The 18,520-nt window shown below is 41.8% G+C and carries 18 protein-coding genes and 1 rRNA gene; 14 read left to right on the top strand and 5 right to left on the bottom strand.

Going from position 1 to position 18,520, the window contains the following annotated elements; all coding sequences use genetic code 11:
• Positions 1-55 precede the first annotated feature (55 nt).
• Positions 56-1,624, bottom strand: a complete 1,569-nt coding sequence (locus JMX75_RS01590) for a YihY family inner membrane protein (RefSeq protein WP_201530679.1) — start codon at positions 1,622-1,624, stop codon at positions 56-58.
• Between the two features lie 253 nt (positions 1,625-1,877).
• On the opposite strand from JMX75_RS01590, the gene wrbA reads away from it, so the two are divergent.
• Positions 1,878-2,495, top strand: coding sequence for an NAD(P)H:quinone oxidoreductase (wrbA, locus tag JMX75_RS01585; RefSeq protein ID WP_201530678.1), 618 nt, complete (start codon positions 1,878-1,880; stop codon positions 2,493-2,495).
• A 52-nt stretch (positions 2,496-2,547) separates the two neighbouring features.
• Positions 2,548-3,030 carry a hypothetical protein gene (locus tag JMX75_RS01580; protein WP_201530677.1) on the top strand — a complete coding sequence of 161 codons (483 nt, stop codon included), beginning with the start codon at positions 2,548-2,550 and terminating at the stop codon, positions 3,028-3,030.
• A 119-nt stretch (positions 3,031-3,149) separates the two neighbouring features.
• Here JMX75_RS01580 and JMX75_RS01575 read toward each other — a convergent pair whose 3' ends face one another.
• Entirely contained in the window at positions 3,150-3,923 is a 774-nt protein-coding gene (locus tag JMX75_RS01575) for a DUF3108 domain-containing protein (RefSeq protein WP_201530676.1), read from the bottom strand.
• A gap of 525 nt (positions 3,924-4,448) precedes the next feature.
• Here JMX75_RS01575 and JMX75_RS01570 point away from each other — a divergent pair.
• Entirely contained in the window at positions 4,449-4,742 is a 294-nt protein-coding gene (locus tag JMX75_RS01570) for a co-chaperone GroES (protein WP_025652227.1), read from the top strand.
• Between the two features lie 96 nt (positions 4,743-4,838).
• Positions 4,839-6,488, top strand: a complete 1,650-nt coding sequence (gene groL, locus JMX75_RS01565) for a chaperonin GroEL (protein ID WP_201530675.1) — start codon at positions 4,839-4,841, stop codon at positions 6,486-6,488.
• 204 nt (positions 6,489-6,692) lie between these two features.
• Here the strand turns inward: groL and yaaA are convergent, their stop codons facing one another.
• A complete protein-coding gene (yaaA, locus tag JMX75_RS01560; RefSeq protein WP_149492949.1) occupies positions 6,693-7,493 on the bottom strand; it encodes a peroxide stress protein YaaA in 801 nt (266 codons plus the stop codon).
• A gap of 495 nt (positions 7,494-7,988) precedes the next feature.
• Here yaaA and JMX75_RS01555 point away from each other — a divergent pair, with 495 nt between their 5' ends.
• The 6 genes from JMX75_RS01555 to JMX75_RS01530 all read left to right on the top strand — a co-directional run bounded on the left by JMX75_RS01555 (position 7,989) and on the right by JMX75_RS01530 (position 12,626).
• Positions 7,989-9,146: an NAD(P) transhydrogenase subunit alpha gene (locus JMX75_RS01555; protein ID WP_201530674.1), complete on the top strand. Its 1,158-nt coding sequence runs from the start codon at positions 7,989-7,991 to the stop codon at positions 9,144-9,146.
• Between the two features lie 115 nt (positions 9,147-9,261).
• Positions 9,262-9,597, top strand: a complete 336-nt coding sequence (locus tag JMX75_RS01550; RefSeq protein WP_198010341.1) for a proton-translocating transhydrogenase family protein — start codon at positions 9,262-9,264, stop codon at positions 9,595-9,597.
• Entirely contained in the window at positions 9,594-10,994 is a 1,401-nt protein-coding gene (locus tag JMX75_RS01545) for an NAD(P)(+) transhydrogenase (Re/Si-specific) subunit beta (protein ID WP_413786612.1), read from the top strand. The genes JMX75_RS01550 and JMX75_RS01545 overlap by 4 nt, the downstream gene beginning before the upstream one ends.
• Positions 10,995-11,148: 154 nt before the next feature.
• Positions 11,149-11,712 (top strand): acyl-CoA thioesterase, encoded by a 564-nt coding sequence (locus tag JMX75_RS01540; RefSeq protein ID WP_201530673.1) that lies wholly within the window; start codon positions 11,149-11,151, stop codon positions 11,710-11,712.
• Between the two features lie 99 nt (positions 11,713-11,811).
• The gene (gene iscX / locus JMX75_RS01535) at positions 11,812-12,021 is read left to right on the top strand and encodes a Fe-S cluster assembly protein IscX (RefSeq protein WP_011279849.1); all 210 of its coding nucleotides are present in this window, start codon (positions 11,812-11,814) and stop codon (positions 12,019-12,021) included.
• 80 nt (positions 12,022-12,101) lie between these two features.
• A complete protein-coding gene (locus JMX75_RS01530; RefSeq protein ID WP_149409878.1) occupies positions 12,102-12,626 on the top strand; it encodes a GyrI-like domain-containing protein in 525 nt (174 codons plus the stop codon).
• 212 nt (positions 12,627-12,838) lie between these two features.
• On the opposite strand, the gene dapE is transcribed toward JMX75_RS01530, so the two are convergent.
• Complete coding sequence (gene dapE / locus JMX75_RS01525) at positions 12,839-14,086, bottom strand: succinyl-diaminopimelate desuccinylase (protein WP_227673025.1); 1,248 nt, start codon at positions 14,084-14,086, stop codon at positions 12,839-12,841.
• A gap of 81 nt (positions 14,087-14,167) precedes the next feature.
• Positions 14,168-14,926: a 2OG-Fe(II) oxygenase gene (locus JMX75_RS01520; RefSeq protein ID WP_201530672.1), complete on the bottom strand. Its 759-nt coding sequence runs from the start codon at positions 14,924-14,926 to the stop codon at positions 14,168-14,170.
• Between the two features lie 150 nt (positions 14,927-15,076).
• On the opposite strand from JMX75_RS01520, the gene JMX75_RS01515 reads away from it, so the two are divergent.
• From JMX75_RS01515 to JMX75_RS01500, 4 genes are all read left to right on the top strand, one after another.
• The gene (locus tag JMX75_RS01515) at positions 15,077-15,952 is read left to right on the top strand and encodes a 23S rRNA (adenine(2030)-N(6))-methyltransferase RlmJ (RefSeq protein ID WP_020442843.1); all 876 of its coding nucleotides are present in this window, start codon (positions 15,077-15,079) and stop codon (positions 15,950-15,952) included.
• A gap of 10 nt (positions 15,953-15,962) precedes the next feature.
• Complete coding sequence (pssA, locus tag JMX75_RS01510) at positions 15,963-16,910, top strand: CDP-diacylglycerol--serine O-phosphatidyltransferase (RefSeq protein WP_201530671.1); 948 nt, start codon at positions 15,963-15,965, stop codon at positions 16,908-16,910.
• 360 nt (positions 16,911-17,270) lie between these two features.
• On the top strand, positions 17,271-17,750 hold the full coding sequence (locus JMX75_RS01505; RefSeq protein ID WP_201530670.1) for a hypothetical protein: 480 nt from the start codon (positions 17,271-17,273) through the stop codon (positions 17,748-17,750).
• Between the two features lie 658 nt (positions 17,751-18,408).
• Positions 18,409-18,520, top strand: a 16S ribosomal RNA gene (locus JMX75_RS01500); the annotation flags it as partial.

Genomic DNA, 18,520 nt, shown 5'->3' with positions numbered 1-18,520 from the left:
AAATAAGCTCCATTTGGAACTTGTTTTTTATAGAGAGGTCTTGTTATTTAAACACTCAAATCGATCTTGGGTTATCGGCTTCAGTAATAATATCGCGTTTAGCATTAGAAAAATTAGCGTTTATTTGATTTTTATCGTCAATGCTGTCTTGTGGAATAAGAATTTCACGATTGTGCTCGTCACGCTCTATGTCGCTATCCTTATCATAAGCGACTGGTTCAAACTTCGGCATGTCATCCTTACTATCTAGAGGCTCTTGTAATAAATGACTGGAGGTAGCTGCGCTAGATTTCCTAAAAAACTCATTTTTCTCTTTTTGAAGCTTTTCGTTTTTATGGTTAGTGGATTTGTCATCAGAGGTTTTCTTACGTGGTTCACTATGGGCAAAAATAGCACCGAGCGGCACATTCAATTGTGCTTTGGCATAGGCTTCGGTATTTTCAAAGCGATTAACCAATAAGCTAAGCCAAGGTTTTTGGTCTTCTAGGCTCATCTCATCAAGTTCATCTTTGATAGGCAATGGATAAGGCAGGGTACGATAAAAATCCCACAAGGTCATTTTGCTCAAATCTCTTTTGAGTACATAGTGCTCATCTTCTGTCATGGTAATCAAGTTGCTGTCTTGCAGATAATTGATATAGGTATACCATTTTGGCAGCTCTTTACGTCCGAGGACATTGCGTAGCGCTTGTTCGCTCACCGCTTCGCCTTTTAAGTGATGGGTATAAACAAGATTTAACATATCAAGCAAGCTTAAAAATGGATGGCGCGGATAAACCTCTTTCGTCTCAAATATCGTTAGGGTATAGCTGATCTCAACCCCTAATAAAATCAAATTCCATGACAGATATATCCATAATAAGAAAATCGGCAACGCAGCAAATGCGCCATAGATCGCTTCATAACTGGTAAAGTTCGCCATCACTGTACCAAATAGATGTTTCATCAGCTCAAAGACAATCGCTACAAAAATACCTGCAATCGCAGCATTTTTTGCTGGTACTCGCGCTTTTGGAATAAACCAATACATACTGATAAAACCAGCGATCGTAACTGCAATCGATACTATCTGTACCCAAAACGACCAATCAATACCATAGCCGCCAATTTGTCTATTTAACAAACTCAGGCTTTGGACAGCACTTGAGGCGATGAATGCCGTACCCAATACTAAGGGTCCCAACGTGACGATGGTCCAATAGCGCAACATACTTCTCATGCCGCCAGAACGATCTTCTACGCGCCATATTTGGTTGAAAGCGCGCTCAATGGTGGTCAAAGTCATGATGGTAGTAAAAAGTAAGAACATCGCCCCAATGATGGTGAGGTTTGATGATTTTTCAGCAAAGTTATTGATATATTTACTGACTTGCAAGCTCGATTGTGGCAGCAAGTTGCTATAAATGACTTCATAAATCTGCGCCCTAACTGAAGCAAGTGCTGGCACTGAAGACAAAATCATCAGCAGTACGGTTAATATGGGCACAATCGACAACAAAGTCGTATAGGTTAATGATGCAGCTTTTTGCTGACAGTTATCCTCAAAAAAGTGCCGCGTCAAAAAACGTAGGAACTGAAACCAACGTTGGTGTAAAAAAGGTATTTTTTTTAATAGATTTTCCATAACGACCATCTAACAAGGATAATAGAGTGCGGATAGTGTAACAAACATGCTCTGTCTGAATCTGCGCGTTAATTGTGTCAATATGCATTAGATTGTATTGAGTAGTTAAGTAAAGTACTGCAAATAATTTGCTTGGCTGCTAGGTTAAGTGTGCTGCCAAGTAGCAGGGTTTGTTTGCATGTCAGTGAATGACTCGGGCATAATGGGCATATATCTATATTACTGTTAACGATTTTATAAGGAAGTTTTGCTAATGAGTCAGACCGCCCCTTATGTTTTGGTACTCTATTATTCAAATTATGGTACGACTAAGACATTAGCCTATGCTATCGCTCAGGGTATCGAAGAGGCGGGCATGACCGTGCGCATCCGTACGGTACCAACAGTCGCGCCTGAAACCACGGCAAGCAAGCCTGCGATACCGGACGACGGCGATTTATATTGCACGATGGAAGATCTAAAAAATTGCAGCGGTCTGGCACTTGGTAGCCCCACCCATTTTGGTAATATGGCCGCGCCCATGAAGTATTTTTGGGACAATACCGTCACCATTTGGCTGGCAGGCAATCTACAGAACAAGCCAGCGTCAGTATTTACGGCAACAGGCTCTATGCATGGCGGTCAAGAGACGACCTTACTGACGATGATGTTACCACTGTTGCATCATGGCATGATGATTGTGGGCGTGCCTTATGCTGAGCCTGCTTTAAACCGTACCATGCGTGGCGGTTCACCCTATGGTGCCAGTCATGTGAGTGGCGCCTCCCATGATCAGCCTGTATCTGCTGATGAGCGCGAGCTTGGCATCGCTCAAGGGCGTCGTTTAGCGATTACGGCATCTGCATTAGCGCAAGCTAACTGGAGCCGTTAATGCGCTCATCTATTACTGTTTGGCATGAACAATTAGGAAATACATACCTCTAATGGCTACTAACCTTTCTCATGATGACAGTCAACAGCAAATATCCGAAATAAGCAGTCAATCAACCCAGCTGTTGAAACCGATTATGCCTGTTCGTCAGCGCCTGATGGTGACATGGCTGGTTTGGTTAACCTTTCGATTGCTCGCTTTGCCTCTTTTGATCAATATCTTTAATCCTAGTCACCCTGATATTATCGGCGGTATTGCATGGCAAGCGCTATGGTTAGTACCAGCATTTGTCTTAACACCATCGATACTACGCGGGCGCTCGCCTTATGCGCTATTAATAGACAGCATGTTTACTTTGGTATATTTAGGGGCAAGTGGGGTTGTATTGTTCACACGTGCTTATGGCAGTAGTTGGGCAGAAATCGCTGTTTATTTCGTTGATTTCGTCCTACTATTTGCGATTAATATCTGGCTGTTTATCTTATTAAAGCGCCTACCTTCGATGAATAATGTGGTTAAACAGCCACGCTCATAAGTTATTGATATCTATTCAAATGCTATTTTTCTGTAGTGCTTAATAAAAAATTTATATTAAAAAAGCGGCACGCTATTTAGTTTGCCGCTTTTTTAATGTTTTAAGCTTGAGGGTAAATATTATTGGTTCACTTTAGACAATTCTAAATCCATCTTCTTACCATCATTAATCTGGCTTACTTTTACCGGTAAGTAATCTAAGCTTGGTGCCAACCAAAAACTGGTCGAACGGCTATTGTCATCATGGATACGGTCGACACGCACCGTATCAAAGGTACCAGCAGGGACCGTTATCTTGGTATTACCAGATTTTTTAAACGGCGTTTTTTCGATTTTATCGTGTTTTGCCATGTAGTAATTGCCAGAGAATTTACCATTTAACAAGTCTTGGCGAATTTGCACCTCAAGGCTCAAATCATCAAATGCTTGCTGCGCCATATTTAACGTGGTCGATTTGCCTCTATAATTACTCACGACTTTTTTACCACGGGGATTAAAATCGAGTTTATGCGTACGACCGATACCCAGTAGTTTATAAGTGGTACTGGCTTGGGTTGGAATAACCGCATTACCGTTGATAGTAAAGGTACTATGTTGCGCAGCACTTGCGATACCGGCAACCCGTGCATCGACATTATATTTCCACGTGTTACCTGACTTATCTAAAGCACGAGTAGCGGTACCTTTATACTTGTCTTCAATCGTAAACGTATAATCGGCGCTCGACGGTTGAATGTCTTTTGCACTGGCAATCGTTGGTGCAGCCATACTTAAAGCGCTGATAGCCGCTATGCTCGCTCCAGTGGTCAACGCGGTTAAGAATTTAACCTTACCGTTATTCTTGTCATTATAATCGGTTATGGATGGTTCTTTAGTGGTAGATAAAAAACTCATGGACAGTCCTTAATAGATTGATATCACCTTAATAGATTGGTATCAAATAACTTATTTAAGTCGATTCGACCTTACTGTTAACTAATATTATATTTTCAATGCTTATAATGGTCATACTCTGTTACATTATCAAGAGGGAGAACTTACGCTGACGTTTGGCTCTTGTAGTTGATGTTACTATCTTAAGTAACGATTAGCATATGAGTAACTTGCTGTAAATTTAGTAAGAATAGGCGTATAGAATACTGGTCTTTTCTACTGGATTATTAATCACTTAATGCCTTTATTGCATAATACTCCCAGAGATTTAGTATTGCTTATCGACAAACACCCCTCTAATTAAGAAATTCTTGTAAATTTTTGGTCTTTACACTTGAAGCTACCTCGCTATGCCCCCACTTTTTGAAACAAGCTCAAGGCTTATATTAATAAAAGCGTTTTTATAAGATGGCTTTTGAAGATAAGGTGTTGAGATTAACAAACCAAATAAATTTTTAACTTAAATAACCAATTATTGGAGACATATTGATGAATATTCGTCCTTTACATGATCGTATTGTTGTCCGCCGCATAGAAGAAGAAACAAAAACGGCTGGTGGTATCTTGCTTCCTGGTTCTGCTCAAGAAAAGCCTTCACAAGGTGAAGTGCTAGCAACTGGTAACGGTCAGATTCGTGACAACGGTGAAACTCGCGCGTTAGATGTAAAAGCTGGCGACAAAGTATTGTTCGGTCAATATGCTGGTCAAACTGTCAAGGTTGACGGCGAAGAACTACTTATCATGAAAGAATCTGACGTATTGGGTGTGCTAGAAGGCTAGTCCTTTTGAGTATTAATTTATACTCAGCGCATTTTTGACAATATCATTGAAATATTTAATTGCATTCTCATACTTATAATAGTGGAGTAATTTAACATGGCAAAAGACGTAAAATTCGGCATTGATGCCCGTAAACAAATGATGGACGGCGTAAACGTTCTAGCAAACGCAGTACGAGTAACACTAGGCCCTAAAGGTCGTAACGTGGTTATCGATAAGTCATTTGGCGCGCCTACCATCACTAAAGATGGTGTATCGGTTGCCAAAGAAATCGAGCTTGAAAACAAATTTGAAAACATGGGCGCGCAATTGGTTCGTGAAGTCGCTAGCCGTACCAACGATGTCGCTGGTGATGGTACAACGACTGCGACGGTATTGGCTCAGTCAATCTTGCAAGAAGGCATGAAATCAGTTGCCGCTGGCATGAACCCAATGGATCTAAAACGCGGTATCGATAAAGCGGTACGTGCGGCTGTTGAGCAAATTCATTTGCTATCTACTCCAGCTGATGATTCAAAAGCGATTGCCCAAGTTGGTTCTATCTCTGCCAACTCAGACACCAAAATCGGTGAATTAATTGCGCAAGCGATGGAAAAAGTCGGTAAGCAAGGTGTTATCACGGTTGAAGAAGGTTCAAGCTTTGAGGATACCCTAGAAGTTGTCGAAGGTATGCAGTTTGACCGTGGTTATATCAGCCCATACTTTGCGAACAAGCAAGACAGCCTGACTGCTGAATTTGAAAATCCATATATCTTGCTTGTTGACAAAAAAATCAGCAACATCCGTGAGATCGTGCCATTACTTGAGCAAGTCATGCAGCAGAGCAAGCCATTGCTAATCATCGCTGAAGACGTAGAAAACGAAGCATTGGCAACTCTAGTTGTGAACAACATGCGTGGCGGCTTAAAAACTTGTGCCGTTAAAGCACCAGGTTTCGGCGATCGTCGTAAAGCCATGCTAGAAGATATCGCAACGCTAACTGGCGGTACGGTTATCTCTGAAGAGATTGGTCTAAGTTTAGAGACTGCTACTCTAGAGCAACTTGGTACTGCTAAGAAAGTCACTGTCGGTAAAGAAAACACCGTTATCGTTGATGGCGCTGGCAACTCTGCTGATATCGAAAACCGTGTTGAATCTATCAAACGTCAAGTTGAAGAATCAACGTCTGACTACGATAAAGAAAAGCTTCAAGAGCGTATGGCTAAACTGGCTGGCGGCGTTGCCGTTATCAAAGTTGGCGCTGCGACTGAAACTGAAATGAAAGAGAAGAAAGATCGCGTTGATGATGCGCTACATGCGACTCGTGCAGCGGTTGAAGAAGGCGTTGTCCCTGGTGGTGGTGTTGCTCTAGTTCGTGCGATGAATGCATTGTCTGAGCTACGTGGCGATAACGATGACCAAAACGCTGGTATCAATATCTTACGTCGCGCAATGGAAGCACCATTACGTCAAATCGTAACCAACTCAGGCGAAGAAGCTTCAGTGGTGGTTAACGAAGTGAAGAGTGGTAGTGGTAACTACGGTTACAACGCAGCTTCTGGCGAATATGGCGATATGCTAGAGATGGGTATCCTTGATCCAGCTAAAGTCGCTCGTTCAGCGCTAGAAAACGCAGCTTCTGTTGCCGGTCTAATGCTAACCACTGAAGTCATGATTACTGATTTACCGCAAGGTGATGACGGTATGGCTGGCATGGGCGGTGGCGGTGGAATGGGCGGTATGGGTGGAATGGGCGGTATGATGTAACTCTACTTCTACTACAAAGCGAGTTTTCTTTGTCAGACGTGCTCAATGTACAATAGGTACTATTTTCGAGCGTCTTCCTCGACAAATCGATTTTTGCTAGAAGTATGACTTTGTCATAACGTACTTGTTAAACCTAGTTCAAATAAAACCCCGATAGGCTGAGCTTATCGGGGTTTTTCATGTGTATCATAAAAGCATTAAATATTACTGATTCGCTGCATCCCGTCTAAACACCCACGTCTTATCATCCGACACATCTGCACAGTAATAATAACCTGCCAAATCAAATTGCTTAAGCTGCTCAGCATTGGTCAGTTTATTATCCGCAGCATATTTCACCATCAGTCCACGTGCTTTTTTAGCATAGAAGCTAATCACTTTATATTGACCATTCTTTTCATCTTCAAATCGTGGCGTGATAATCTCCGCATTCAAGGCTTTTTTCTTTACCGCTTTAAAGTATTCATTAGAAGCTAAGTTGATCAATACTTTGTCATCGCTATCAGCCATGCGCTTATTAATAATCTTAGTGATTTCTTCGCCCCAAAACTCGTATAAATTATCGCCACGCTCATTTTTAAGCTTGGTACCCATTTCAAGTCGATACGGCTGAATCAAATCCAGTGGCTTTAGCACGCCATAAAGACCGGACAAGATACCCAGATGTTCATTGACGTAAATGGCGGTGTCTTTATCCATGTGATACATATCAAGTCCAGTATAAACATCGCCATCGAACAAATAACCAGCTGGTTTGGCATTGTCATCCGTAAACAGTTCGTTATCACTCCAAGCCCAGTCTTGATTGCGTTTAGCATTTAGCTGCGACAAATCATCAGAGATACTCATAAGCTCTTGTAAGTCAATCGGCTCCTTCGACTTCAATATCTTCATCAATGCTTGCGAGTGTTCAATCAACTCAGGCTGACTATAGTAGCTGCTAATATCCATTGGGGCAGTATCTGTTTCGTTCAAAGATTTGGCAGGAGAGAGTAAAAAATACATAATTATTCCTTATTATAGTGAAGTGATAAACACTCCATTAATGTTTCGAGCTTTCTCATTATACGATACCTACAGGTTTAACTTGACTTACGCGTGGCTGTTTTGTACTTTTAAGCCTCATCATGGACATATATCAACTATTATAGGCATTGTGATAACTCGTGTAAGCCAATAGCCTAAAGGCTTCAAGCTACTTAAGAATAAATAAAATTTTTTAATATAACAATAAAAGTTATGATAATGTTATAAATAGCTAACTTTTATTTTACTTGCGGGTCATCATTAGACAATGAAAGTTGGCAGACGATATATCTATAATAAAACGGCATGATGGCAAACGAGCTATCATTTATTAAATTGATAATCTTTGGTCTTAAGTATTAAGCTAACCCTGACCAAAGATTTTTTTGTCCCCTGTGCTTTTTAGAGGTGCGTTAAGGGTGTTAAAAATTAGTTATTAGACATAAGCATAGTCATTAGACGTAAGGAGACGGTATGAAAATTGGTGTTATTAGTGCAGAGAGCGCAAGTGAGAGTCGGGTGGCATTAACCCCAGACGCGGTAAAAAAGTTACGCAAACTTGGGTTTGAGGTTGTCATCCAGTCAGGTGCAGGTCAAGCGTCTTATTATGCGGATGAATTATATCAGGCTGCGGGTGCTGATATCGCCAATAGTAGCATTGACGTCGTCACACAGTCTCAGATTATTACTACCGTCAATGATTTGCCGACGTCAACGACTGCTAGTTTAACGTCTGGTCAAATCGTTATCGGCATGCTTGATCCCTATCGCAATACCCAACTGGATACTTATGCTGTCAAAGGGGCTACCGCCTTTGCCATGGAGCTATTGCCACGCACCTTATCACGCGCACAGAATATGGACGTCTTGTCTTCACAAGCCAACCTTGCCGGTTACAAAGCAGTGTTGCTCGCTGCCAATGAATATTCGCGTCCGTTTCCGATGTTTATGACCTCAGCTGGTACGGTTAAGCCTGCCAAAGTCGTTATTCTAGGTGTTGGGGTTGCGGGTTTACAAGCGATTGCGACGGCGAAGCGTTTAGGTGCTGTCGTTGAAGCCAGTGATTTACGTCCGACCGCTCGCGAGCAAGTGGAGTCATTAGGTGGTAAATGGCTTGATGTCCCGATGAGTGCGGAGGAGGCTGAGACAGCTAAATCTACAGGCGGCTATGCGTGGACGCCATCTGAGCAATATATCAAAGACCAAGCTGCTATTGTTGATAAAGCCTTGAGCAATGCTGACATCGTCATTACGACTGCACAGATTCCGGGTCGTCAAGCGCCGCGTTTGGTACACCAATCAACCATTGCTAAGATGAAAGCTGGTTCGGTACTGATCGATATGGCGGCTGGCACTGGCGGAAACGTTGAAGGCAGTGTCCCTGATGAAACGATTACGACGTCAAATGGCGTACGTATTGTCGGTGCAGCTAATATTCCCTCACAGTTGGCGGCGCAATCATCAGACTTGTATGCCAATAACCTCGTTAATTTTATCACCACTTTAATTGCGCCTGCCGCTACAGATGACGCTACAGCAAACACAATGGCACTCAACTTAGACATGGAAGATGAGATTCAAGGCGCATTAGCGGTAACGCATAACAATCAAGTACGTCTTGCTAAACGCTAAGTGCTAAATTTCAGGTCTTGATAATTTCATTATCGTACATTTGCCAGACACGAACAAATTTTAGGAGGATAAGATGATTGCCACTATTTTAGCGGCAGCGCCAGCCGGTGCGGCCATGAGTAGCACGCCATTCGTAGCGATTTTTACCGTATTTGTACTGGCTATCTTTGTCGGATACTACGTTGTTTGGGGTGTAACCCCTGCACTGCATACGCCTTTAATGGCTGTAACCAACGCTTTATCAAGTATTGTTATTGTCGGTGCAATGCTACAGACCGTCACTATCGATGGTTCGATATTTACGCCGACCAGTTTACTTGGGGCTTTTGCGGTATTTTTAGCTAGTATCAATATTTTTGGTGGTTTCGCCGTGACTGAGCGTATGCTGTCGATGTTTAAGCCAAAAGTGAAAAAAGCAGTAGTAACAACGGATACTGGGGGTGACGCATGAGTGACTTATCAAATATGATTGCGGCTAATGCGGACTGGTTTTATCTGGTCGGTGCCATTCTTTTTGTTTTGACGTTACGGGGTTTATCTAGCCCAAAAACGGCGATTCGTGGTAATCGATTGGGTATGGTTGCCATGGCGATTGCCGTTGTAACAACGTTCTTCCTAGCAGAAGGTCCAGTGCTTTGGTTAATCATCGGTGCGATGGTATTGGGTGCTATCGTCGGTATGTGGAAAGCAAAGACGGTCGCCATGACCCAAATGCCAGAAACCGTGGCTTTGATGCACTCGTTTGTCGGTTTGGCAGCGGTTGCGATTGCATTAGCAACGGTACTGCATACTGAACAACAGCATGGCGCGGTTGCTCGTGTTGAATTGTTTATTGGTTGTTTTATCGGTGCGATTACTTTCTCAGCATCGGTCTTTGCCTTTGGTAAATTGGCAGCGAAGAGCTGGGCTAAGACCTTAGTTGGTAGTTGGGTAAAACCTGTCCAAGCGCTATTGTTCATTGCGATGATTGCGTTCGGTGGTGTGTACTTCGTCACTGATTCATTACCCGCCTTCTATGCGATGGCAGTGATTGCAGTGATTTTTGGTTGGATGTGGATTGCGCCAATTGGTGGTGGCGATATGCCAGTGGTCGTGTCGCTATTGAACTCATTTTCAGGGTGGGCAGCAGCAGGTATTGGTTTTACTCTTGGCAACTCGATGCTCATTATCGCAGGTTCTCTAGTCGGTTCGTCAGGTGCGATTCTATCTTATATCATGTGTAAAGCCATGAACCGCTCATTACTTAATGTATTGTTTGGCGGTATGGGTACATCAGCGGTCGCAGCTGGCGGCGATGATGGCGCGCCAAAGAATTACAAAGCAGGATCAGCAGAAGATGCTGGCTTCCTTATGGCAAATGCCAGTAGTGTGGTGATTGTCCCAGGTTACGGCATGGCGCAAGGTCGTGCACAAAACGCTGTAAAAGAATTGTATGAGCTGTTAAAAGAAGAAGGCGTTAATGTTCGTTTTGCCATTCATCCAGTTGCAGGTCGTATGCCAGGACATATGAACGTACTATTGGCAGAAGCCGATGTGCCTTATGATGATATTTTAGAGATGGATGAGATTAACTCGGACTTCGCGAGTACGGATGTGGTATTAGTTATCGGTGCCAATGATGTTGTCAACCCATCTGCGAAAGATGATCCGACATCACCAATCTTTGGTATGCCAATTCTAGAAGTGACCAAAGCGCAAACGGTGATGGTTATTAAGCGTTCTATGAGTACAGGTTATGCTGGTCTAGATAACAGCTTGTTCTATATGGACAAAACCATGATGATCTTTGGTGATGCGAAGAAGATGGTCGAAGAGATGGTACGTAGTATCAATGGCGCTGGTCATTAACCTTTAAAATAGATCTGACACATCATTTTTTAAACAGAAGCTTTCACATAAAAAAGTCACTGAGGTGGCTTTTTTTGCGTTAGAGTATTGCCCATCTAAAGCTATCTACAATGTATTTTCTCATTATCAATATTATAAAATAAGAAGGTTTCTTATGAATATGCTGCTGCGTTTCTTTATTATGGTAAGCCTACTCAAACAACAACTTAAGCAGCAATCGATAAGCAATCACCTGAGTATTGAAACATTGACAGCACCAACTGTGCGTCAGTATCGGGTATTACCACATGACATGGGTTTTCGCGATCATCTGCCTAATTATCGCTATCTGTCTTTTATTGAGCTAAATATCACCAAATGGCTTATGAACTGCTGTCATCAAAAAGGGATTAAAAATCTCGGCTGGATTATCGCTATGCAGGAGATGGTCTATCTTAAACAAATTAAGTTTCTAGATAAGATAACAGTCAATAGTATGCTTGTCGGTTGGGATAAAAAATATGTCTATTTTGAGCATCGATTTTTTGTTAAAAACCAGCTGATGGCAGTGGGTATGACCAAGTTTGTTTTAACCAATAAGCAAGGTAAGTGCGCAACTGAGGTGCTAGATATGACGGGTAAGCAGCTGACAGAAGTTATTGAGTCATGGAATCAGCATCAAGTGGCGATTAAAGCTGCTCAATCTACTGAGTTGACTAAATCAACAAAGGCTGCGTAACCAACTTGCCTATAATCCTATGATGAATTTTGGTAGGATAGCGCATATATATTTTATAATGCTATTTTATAAAAATAATTGAAAACATAAGGAGCTACTATGACCCCGCAGAAGTTAAAATGGACAGACAGCTTAGATATCGCTATTGAGCTTTATGAAAAATTCCCAGAGACCGATCCGCAGTATATTCGCTTTACGGATTTGCATCGCTGGGTGACGGAGCTTGAAGGCTTTGACGATGATCCGCAACGCTCCAATGAAGGTATCTTAGAAGCGATTCAGATGAATTGGATCGACGAAGCGGACTAGATTGACCTTTTGACTATTTTTTAATAACAAACATAGCTTTAATAAACATAATCTCAAATGAAAACAGGACAAACCGTCTCATGACTGCACCAATCCAAGAGCTAACCGACGTACAAACTTGCACAGGCATCAGCGTACGCACCACCAACACCGATGAAATAAGCCATGAAACGGCAAAGTTAGGCAAGCTATGGCAAAGTTTTTACAAAAATCACGTGAGCCAACTTGAAAAGGGTCAGGATATCTATGGTATCTATCATAACTATGAGAGTGATGATGTAGGCGCTTTTGATGTGGTTGCGAGTTGGAAGGTGGAAAGTCAGCAAAAACAGTCAGACAATGACGATACGACCAATACTGTCAAAGCTACTAAGAATAAAAATGCAAGCAACCTAACAACGGTCACTATTCCTGCAGGAAAATACATGGTGTTTTCTGAATACGGTAACATGCCTAATACCGTGATGAATGCATGGGAAAAAGCGTGGACGTATTTCAATGATCCAAGCTGTGAGCATACTCGAACTTATAACGTTGACTTTGAGCGTTACGTTGAGGGTAAGTTAGAATATGGTCAAGTCGAGCTATATATTGGTATTGAGTAAGTAATTAATATCTATAATAAAAAAGCGCCATCTGTATGAGATGGCGCTTTTTTTACTAGTGCTTATTAATCTAATAGGGCGTGTCCTCATTTCAAAAATGGTGATAAAAATGAGATAAATTGCAGTCAAACAAGGAAAATAGCGCAGATAATATCGGGATATTAACCAGCTATTTAACGATGTTTGGCAAAATTTAGCCATTTTTAGCCCGTTTAGATATGATCAATTGAATTGAGGACACGCCCTAGTAAATTCTCTAAAATCCCTTCATAAATCTGCGCCAATTTCCCTAAGTCATCTACTTCAACTTTTTCATCAACCTGATGAATAGTGGCATTACGCACGCCAAGTTCGACCACTTGCGCACCGGTTGGTGCAATAAAGCGTCCATCTGATGTGCCGCCAGAAGTTGATAATGTCGTATCGGTTCCAGTCACAGATTTAATCGCTTGCTGGCATGCTGAGACCAATTTACCTTCAGGCGTCAAAAAAGGCTGACCAGATAATTTCCAATGAATATCATAAGCTGCTTTGCTATCAGCGAAATATCTATCAAAAATAGCATGTGTCTTCGCTTTTAGTTCATCTTCAGTCGTTTCTGTCGAAAAGCGGAAGTTAAATACAGCCTCTAAGGTTTCAGGAATGACGTTGGTCGCCCCCGTTCCACTATTGATATTAGATATTTGTAGTGAAGTCGCAGGGAAGTAATCATTGCCATTATCCCAAGTAGCATTGGTCAGTTCTGCGAGTGCCGACATAGCCGCATGAATAGGATTTGATGCAAGGTGCGGGTAGGCAACGTGACCTTGTTTACCAGTGACAGTGAGCACTGCGCCGAGTGAGCCACGACGACCATTCTTAATAATATCACCTAGGGTATCAGTACTAGATGGTTCACCCACTAAGCAGTACGTAATTTTCTCATTACGTGCTTCTAGCGTTTCTACTACCTTGACTGTGCCGTTAATAGACGGACCTTCTTCATCTGAAGTGATTAAAAAGGCAATTGAGCCATTGTGCTCAGGATGATTGGCAACGAAACGTTCAGCAGCGACGGTAAAAGCGGCAATGCCAGTTTTCATATCAGCGGCACCACGCGCCCATAAATAGCCATCTGCAATGGTTGGGGTAAAGGGCGGATAGGTCCAATTTTTTTCATCGCCTATTGGGACGACGTCAGTATGACCGGCAAAGCAAATGACTGGATTGGTATTACCGCGGCGCGCCCATAAGTTTTTAACCTCAGCATGTTCGCCTTTTGCTTGTCTATTACCGTAATACATAAACTCGCAGTCGAAGCCTGCTTGCGTTAGCCGCTCAGATAATATGTCTTGGCAGCCATCATCATCTGGCGTCACTGACGGACGTTCAAGTAAGGCGATACTTAAATCCAATGTTGCTTGTTGATGAGTTGCTTGCATCTGAGACTGAGTATTTCGGTTTTTATCAAAATCTGACATGGGAAGCCTTTTTTATTATAGAGGGATAGATAGTATGGTTAGATGTAGCTGGTAAGAGAGTCTTTATGAATATTACAGTACTTAAATAACGTCTTCTACGAATGGTACTAAGCCATCACGGCGCATCCAAGTCGCGATAGAATAACGCTGACGATGGGCGATTTGTACTTGATGCCGTAAGTCACTATCAAATATTACAAGCCTATTAGCGACAGGCATTACATTATGATGGACACCATGTTTATCAACGATTTCTAGCGCGCCGCCGTCATTCGCTGTCCATTCATCATTAAGATAAAACACTGCCGAGATAACGCGTTCATTACGTCCAGCTGGATTATCACTATGCCATAGATAGCCAAAACCTACTGGATAACACGCATAATGCGCTTCACTGTGGCGAATACCAGCGTACAAGCTTTGATTGAATAAGTTGGCAAGCGCATTGATACTGTGTAGATAATAAAATCCTGCAAAAAAGTCTTTGGTAATCCAGCGTATTTTATCACCGCGAATATCACTGATACGAATACCCGCCGTTAGCTGAGCATCACGATAGTCAATAAAGCCACTTTCCGCTTGCAGTGCTAATAAGGCTTTTCGTTCAAAGACATCATCAATAATCAGCCAACCATCATCAACAAACGTATCCAACTGTTTATCTGTCAGCTTGTGTTCCCAGTTAACCTCAAAATCAGAGGATTGTAATAAATGCTGGGTCGGCAGCGCCTGATTATTATAGTTAGTAGAATGTAAAGATAACAGTGGCGGATTCTCCTTACCTATTGGATTATCAACCACCAACGTCGTTACATCAAGATTGCTAATAATCTTCGTCATTTTGTCTCGCTATCGTCCATTATCTGTCATTACACCGTCAATCTATACCTTTACCCGACCAATCTATGCCTTTTTACCAAAACCATCGTTATCTTTTAGCCATCCTATGCTACCATAGATGCAATTTTTCTTATTTAAACTTTTGAACTTATGAATTATAAACACGCCTATCATGCTGGTAACTTTGCCGATGTTGTTAAACACATTCTATTGGTACAACTACTGAACCAAATGGGGCAAAAAAACAAACCTTTTTATGTGCTTGATGCTTATGGCGGTCGTGGACTGTATTCGCTCGGCAGTGAAGAGGCGCGCAAGACTGGTGAAGCCAAAGGTGGTATCCAAGCCTTAGTAAAAGCCGATGTCGAAAAAGCACCAGCTGCCATCAAAGACTATATGGAAGGTATTAACCAAGCCCGTTTTACCTATGATAAAAAAGTCTATCCGGGTTCGCCGTGGTGGATTGCTCATCATGTTGAAAAAAATCCAGATGCTGGCGTGCGCGGTGAAGCGTTTGAAGCCAAAGCCAGTGAATATGATGCACTGAACTATCAGCTACATAAATTGCCAATCGGTATTCATCATCGCAATGCTTTTGAAGGTATCGCTGCCGTGATTCCGCCAAAAGAAAAGCGCGGCTTGATATTTTTAGATCCTCCTTACGAGCAGGAGCATAAAGACTTCACGCGTCTAATCGATTTGTTGGTGCATTCTTATAACAAGTGGCCACAAGGCACTTATGCATTATGGTTCCCAATCAAGAACATCGACGCGGTTGAGCTGTTCTATAAAAAGCTCAAGCGTACTGAGATGAGACGTCAGCTGGTTTGTGAGCTAAATATTTATCCTAAAGATATCGCTGTCGGTCTAAACGGTACAGGGCTACTTGTGATCAATCCGCCATGGCAGTTCGATAACCAAGCGCGTGAGATACTACGTTTCTTACAGCCTGTATTAAAAGTTGCTGATGCACCAGATTTAACACCTGATAGTGCAACCACCGTCCGCTGGTTGGTTGGCGAATAAGGATATTGTTATGACGACTGATCAATCATCACGTAGCCTTGAAAAAAACAATCTTGCAAAGGGTAGTCTGGTCACTGATAAAGTGATGAATGACGGTTTGATTAAAGAGCCCTTATTACAAGATAGCGCTGCCACTCAACCGCCTTTTGTGGATGAGCATGATTTCGATATTCGCTTGGCGGATAATGAGAACTATGATGGGCTGACGTTCGAGGTGATTGAAGCGGAAGTCGCTGAAGGTAAGCGGGTGGTCAGTCGCGGTGTTTATTTAGCGCCCAACTTGATCACCACTTTATCGCTGCTTTCAGGCTTTTATTCTATTTTAGCCAGTACCCAAGGTGAGTTCTATAAAGCCTCTTTAGCGATTTTCTTATCGGCTATTTTGGATGGTGCAGATGGTCGGGTAGCGCGTATGTTAAATGCGCAAAGCCCATTTGGTGAGCAGTACGATTCGCTTGCCGATATGCTAGCTTTTGGTGTCGCACCAGCAATCCTAATTTACAGCTTTGCTTTGCAGCCATTAGGTCGCATTGGGCTTGGCTGTGCGTTTGTCTTTACTGCCTGTGCCGCCTTCCGTCTAGCGCGTTTTAACGTTCAGATTGGTGAGGTCGATAAAAAATACTTTGTTGGTTTGGCCAGTCCGCTTGCCGCTATTTTGGTCACAGCGGCTGTTATGGTTGCCGTTGATCACAATCAATGGATCGGACAATACGATACGCTTGTGATGTTTTTATTTGCTGCTTGGGTCGTTATTTGCGGTTTGCTGATGGTTAGCAACGTCAAATACTATAGTTTTAAAGAGTTTGATAAGAAGAAAGTCCCTTTCGTGGTGCTTATCGTTGGTGTATTGGTCATGAGTATCGTGTTATATGATATTCCAGTCGGCATTTTAGCGATTGGTGTTATTTATGCCTTGTCAGGTATTTTTAGCACCTTACAAGCCAAAGCGACCAGTTAATACTATAGCTTTTTATAGTGAATATTAACTTAAGACACGCAAACAAAAACCGCTTATTTTTTAATAGGCGGTTTTTGTTTGCGTATTAGTTTTCGAATCTATTGGGCACTAATTTATAGCTTTGATAGAGATAACCATAACAAGTGAAAAATTAAAATAAAACAACACAAATAGCTATTGATTGGGTTCAATATTAAAGCCTTATACAATGTTATTGTATGCAGTCTATATAAAGTTTATACGGTTAGCCTTCCTATAACGCCATTTGATAACTAAGCCGAGGTTATTATGCTGAACTTACCTATTTTTAATCGCCTATTACCTGTTTCAAGGACCTCAAACAATTTGTTAAGAGGTTTGATGGCAAGCGCTTTGTTTTCATTGTCATTTGTTTCAGTCTCTACACATGCTACTACTAGTAATTCAGTAAGTACGATATCTCGTGCTGAAGCTGCCAATCCAGCTAATTTTAAGCATCTAAATATTAATGGTAGTGCAGTAACTTCCGCATCAGCACCGTGCTCTATCAAAAAAGGGCTGATTGCTTGTGGTCTTGAAAAGCTTAAGCTAATCAATAGTAGTATTAACGAAGTAGATGCGGATTATGATTTGGCACAAGCTTTTTACTATCCATCAAAATCGCAGCCTAAGACAGCGGTTGTTGTCATTACCCGTTCTGGTCTCATGGATGATAGTGTGAGTGCAGAACGTTACCGTATTAGTTTTACCTTAAAAGGCAAGCCGTCTGATTTAAATTGGCAATGGGTGCAGTATGGGGTGCAATATCAATGTGTTCGCGGTAATAGAATGGGGAAATGGACGAAAAATCTTTGTCCTTGATGAAATCCTACATTGAAAGGTAAACCTAGTGTTTTCAACCAAATAAAAATAAACCTTAATAATCTCTTGACCCCCTACTAAAACAGCGTATACTGCCACCCAGTCGGAGAGGAAGGCGGGTTGGAGTGGTTTATCGCTTAGACAATTTAGCCAACCGGAAAAATTACTTTTAAGTTAACTCAAATTAAAATAATTTACTTCTTGACTTACTAATTAAAGCGTCTATAATACGCACCTCATTAAGACGAACTGGAATCAGCTACTGTGTGATTACACAATAACTAACCAGTTAACTTAAAGAAACAAATTAAGAAAAGAAGTTGACAGACTATTAAAACATGATATGATGGTCAGCTCGCTAAATAGGATAAGCCAGATTGGTTTAGCGGATTTAGTTAGAACACTCTTACTGGACGACAGTAGAGACATTATTTAAAAGCATAACTAAAGAACAACTTGTGTGGATTTTTGCTGATTCAGAATGCTAAAAAATAAAGTTGGTTGACTATCTTTTCGATAGGATTCTAACTATAAAAATTATCATTTAAGACAGTAAAAAAACTCAAAGTTAATTCATTACGAACATAATTTTTAGCGATTTTGCCAGATTAGATGAGCCAAGTTTAGAAGCTTCTTTAAAGAGCTTCATAGCAAGATTAAACTGAAGAGTTTGATCATGGCTCAGATTGAACGCTGGCGGCAGGCTTAACACATGCAAGTCGAGCGGAAACGATGATAGCTTGCTATCAGGCGTCGAGCGGCGGACGGGT

The organism is Psychrobacter sp. LFX-11D, from assembly GCF_904846475.1.
In the GTDB taxonomy this organism is placed as follows: domain Bacteria; phylum Pseudomonadota; class Gammaproteobacteria; order Pseudomonadales; family Moraxellaceae; genus Psychrobacter; species Psychrobacter cryohalolentis.
This window is presented reverse-complemented; position numbering and strand designations above follow the sequence as displayed.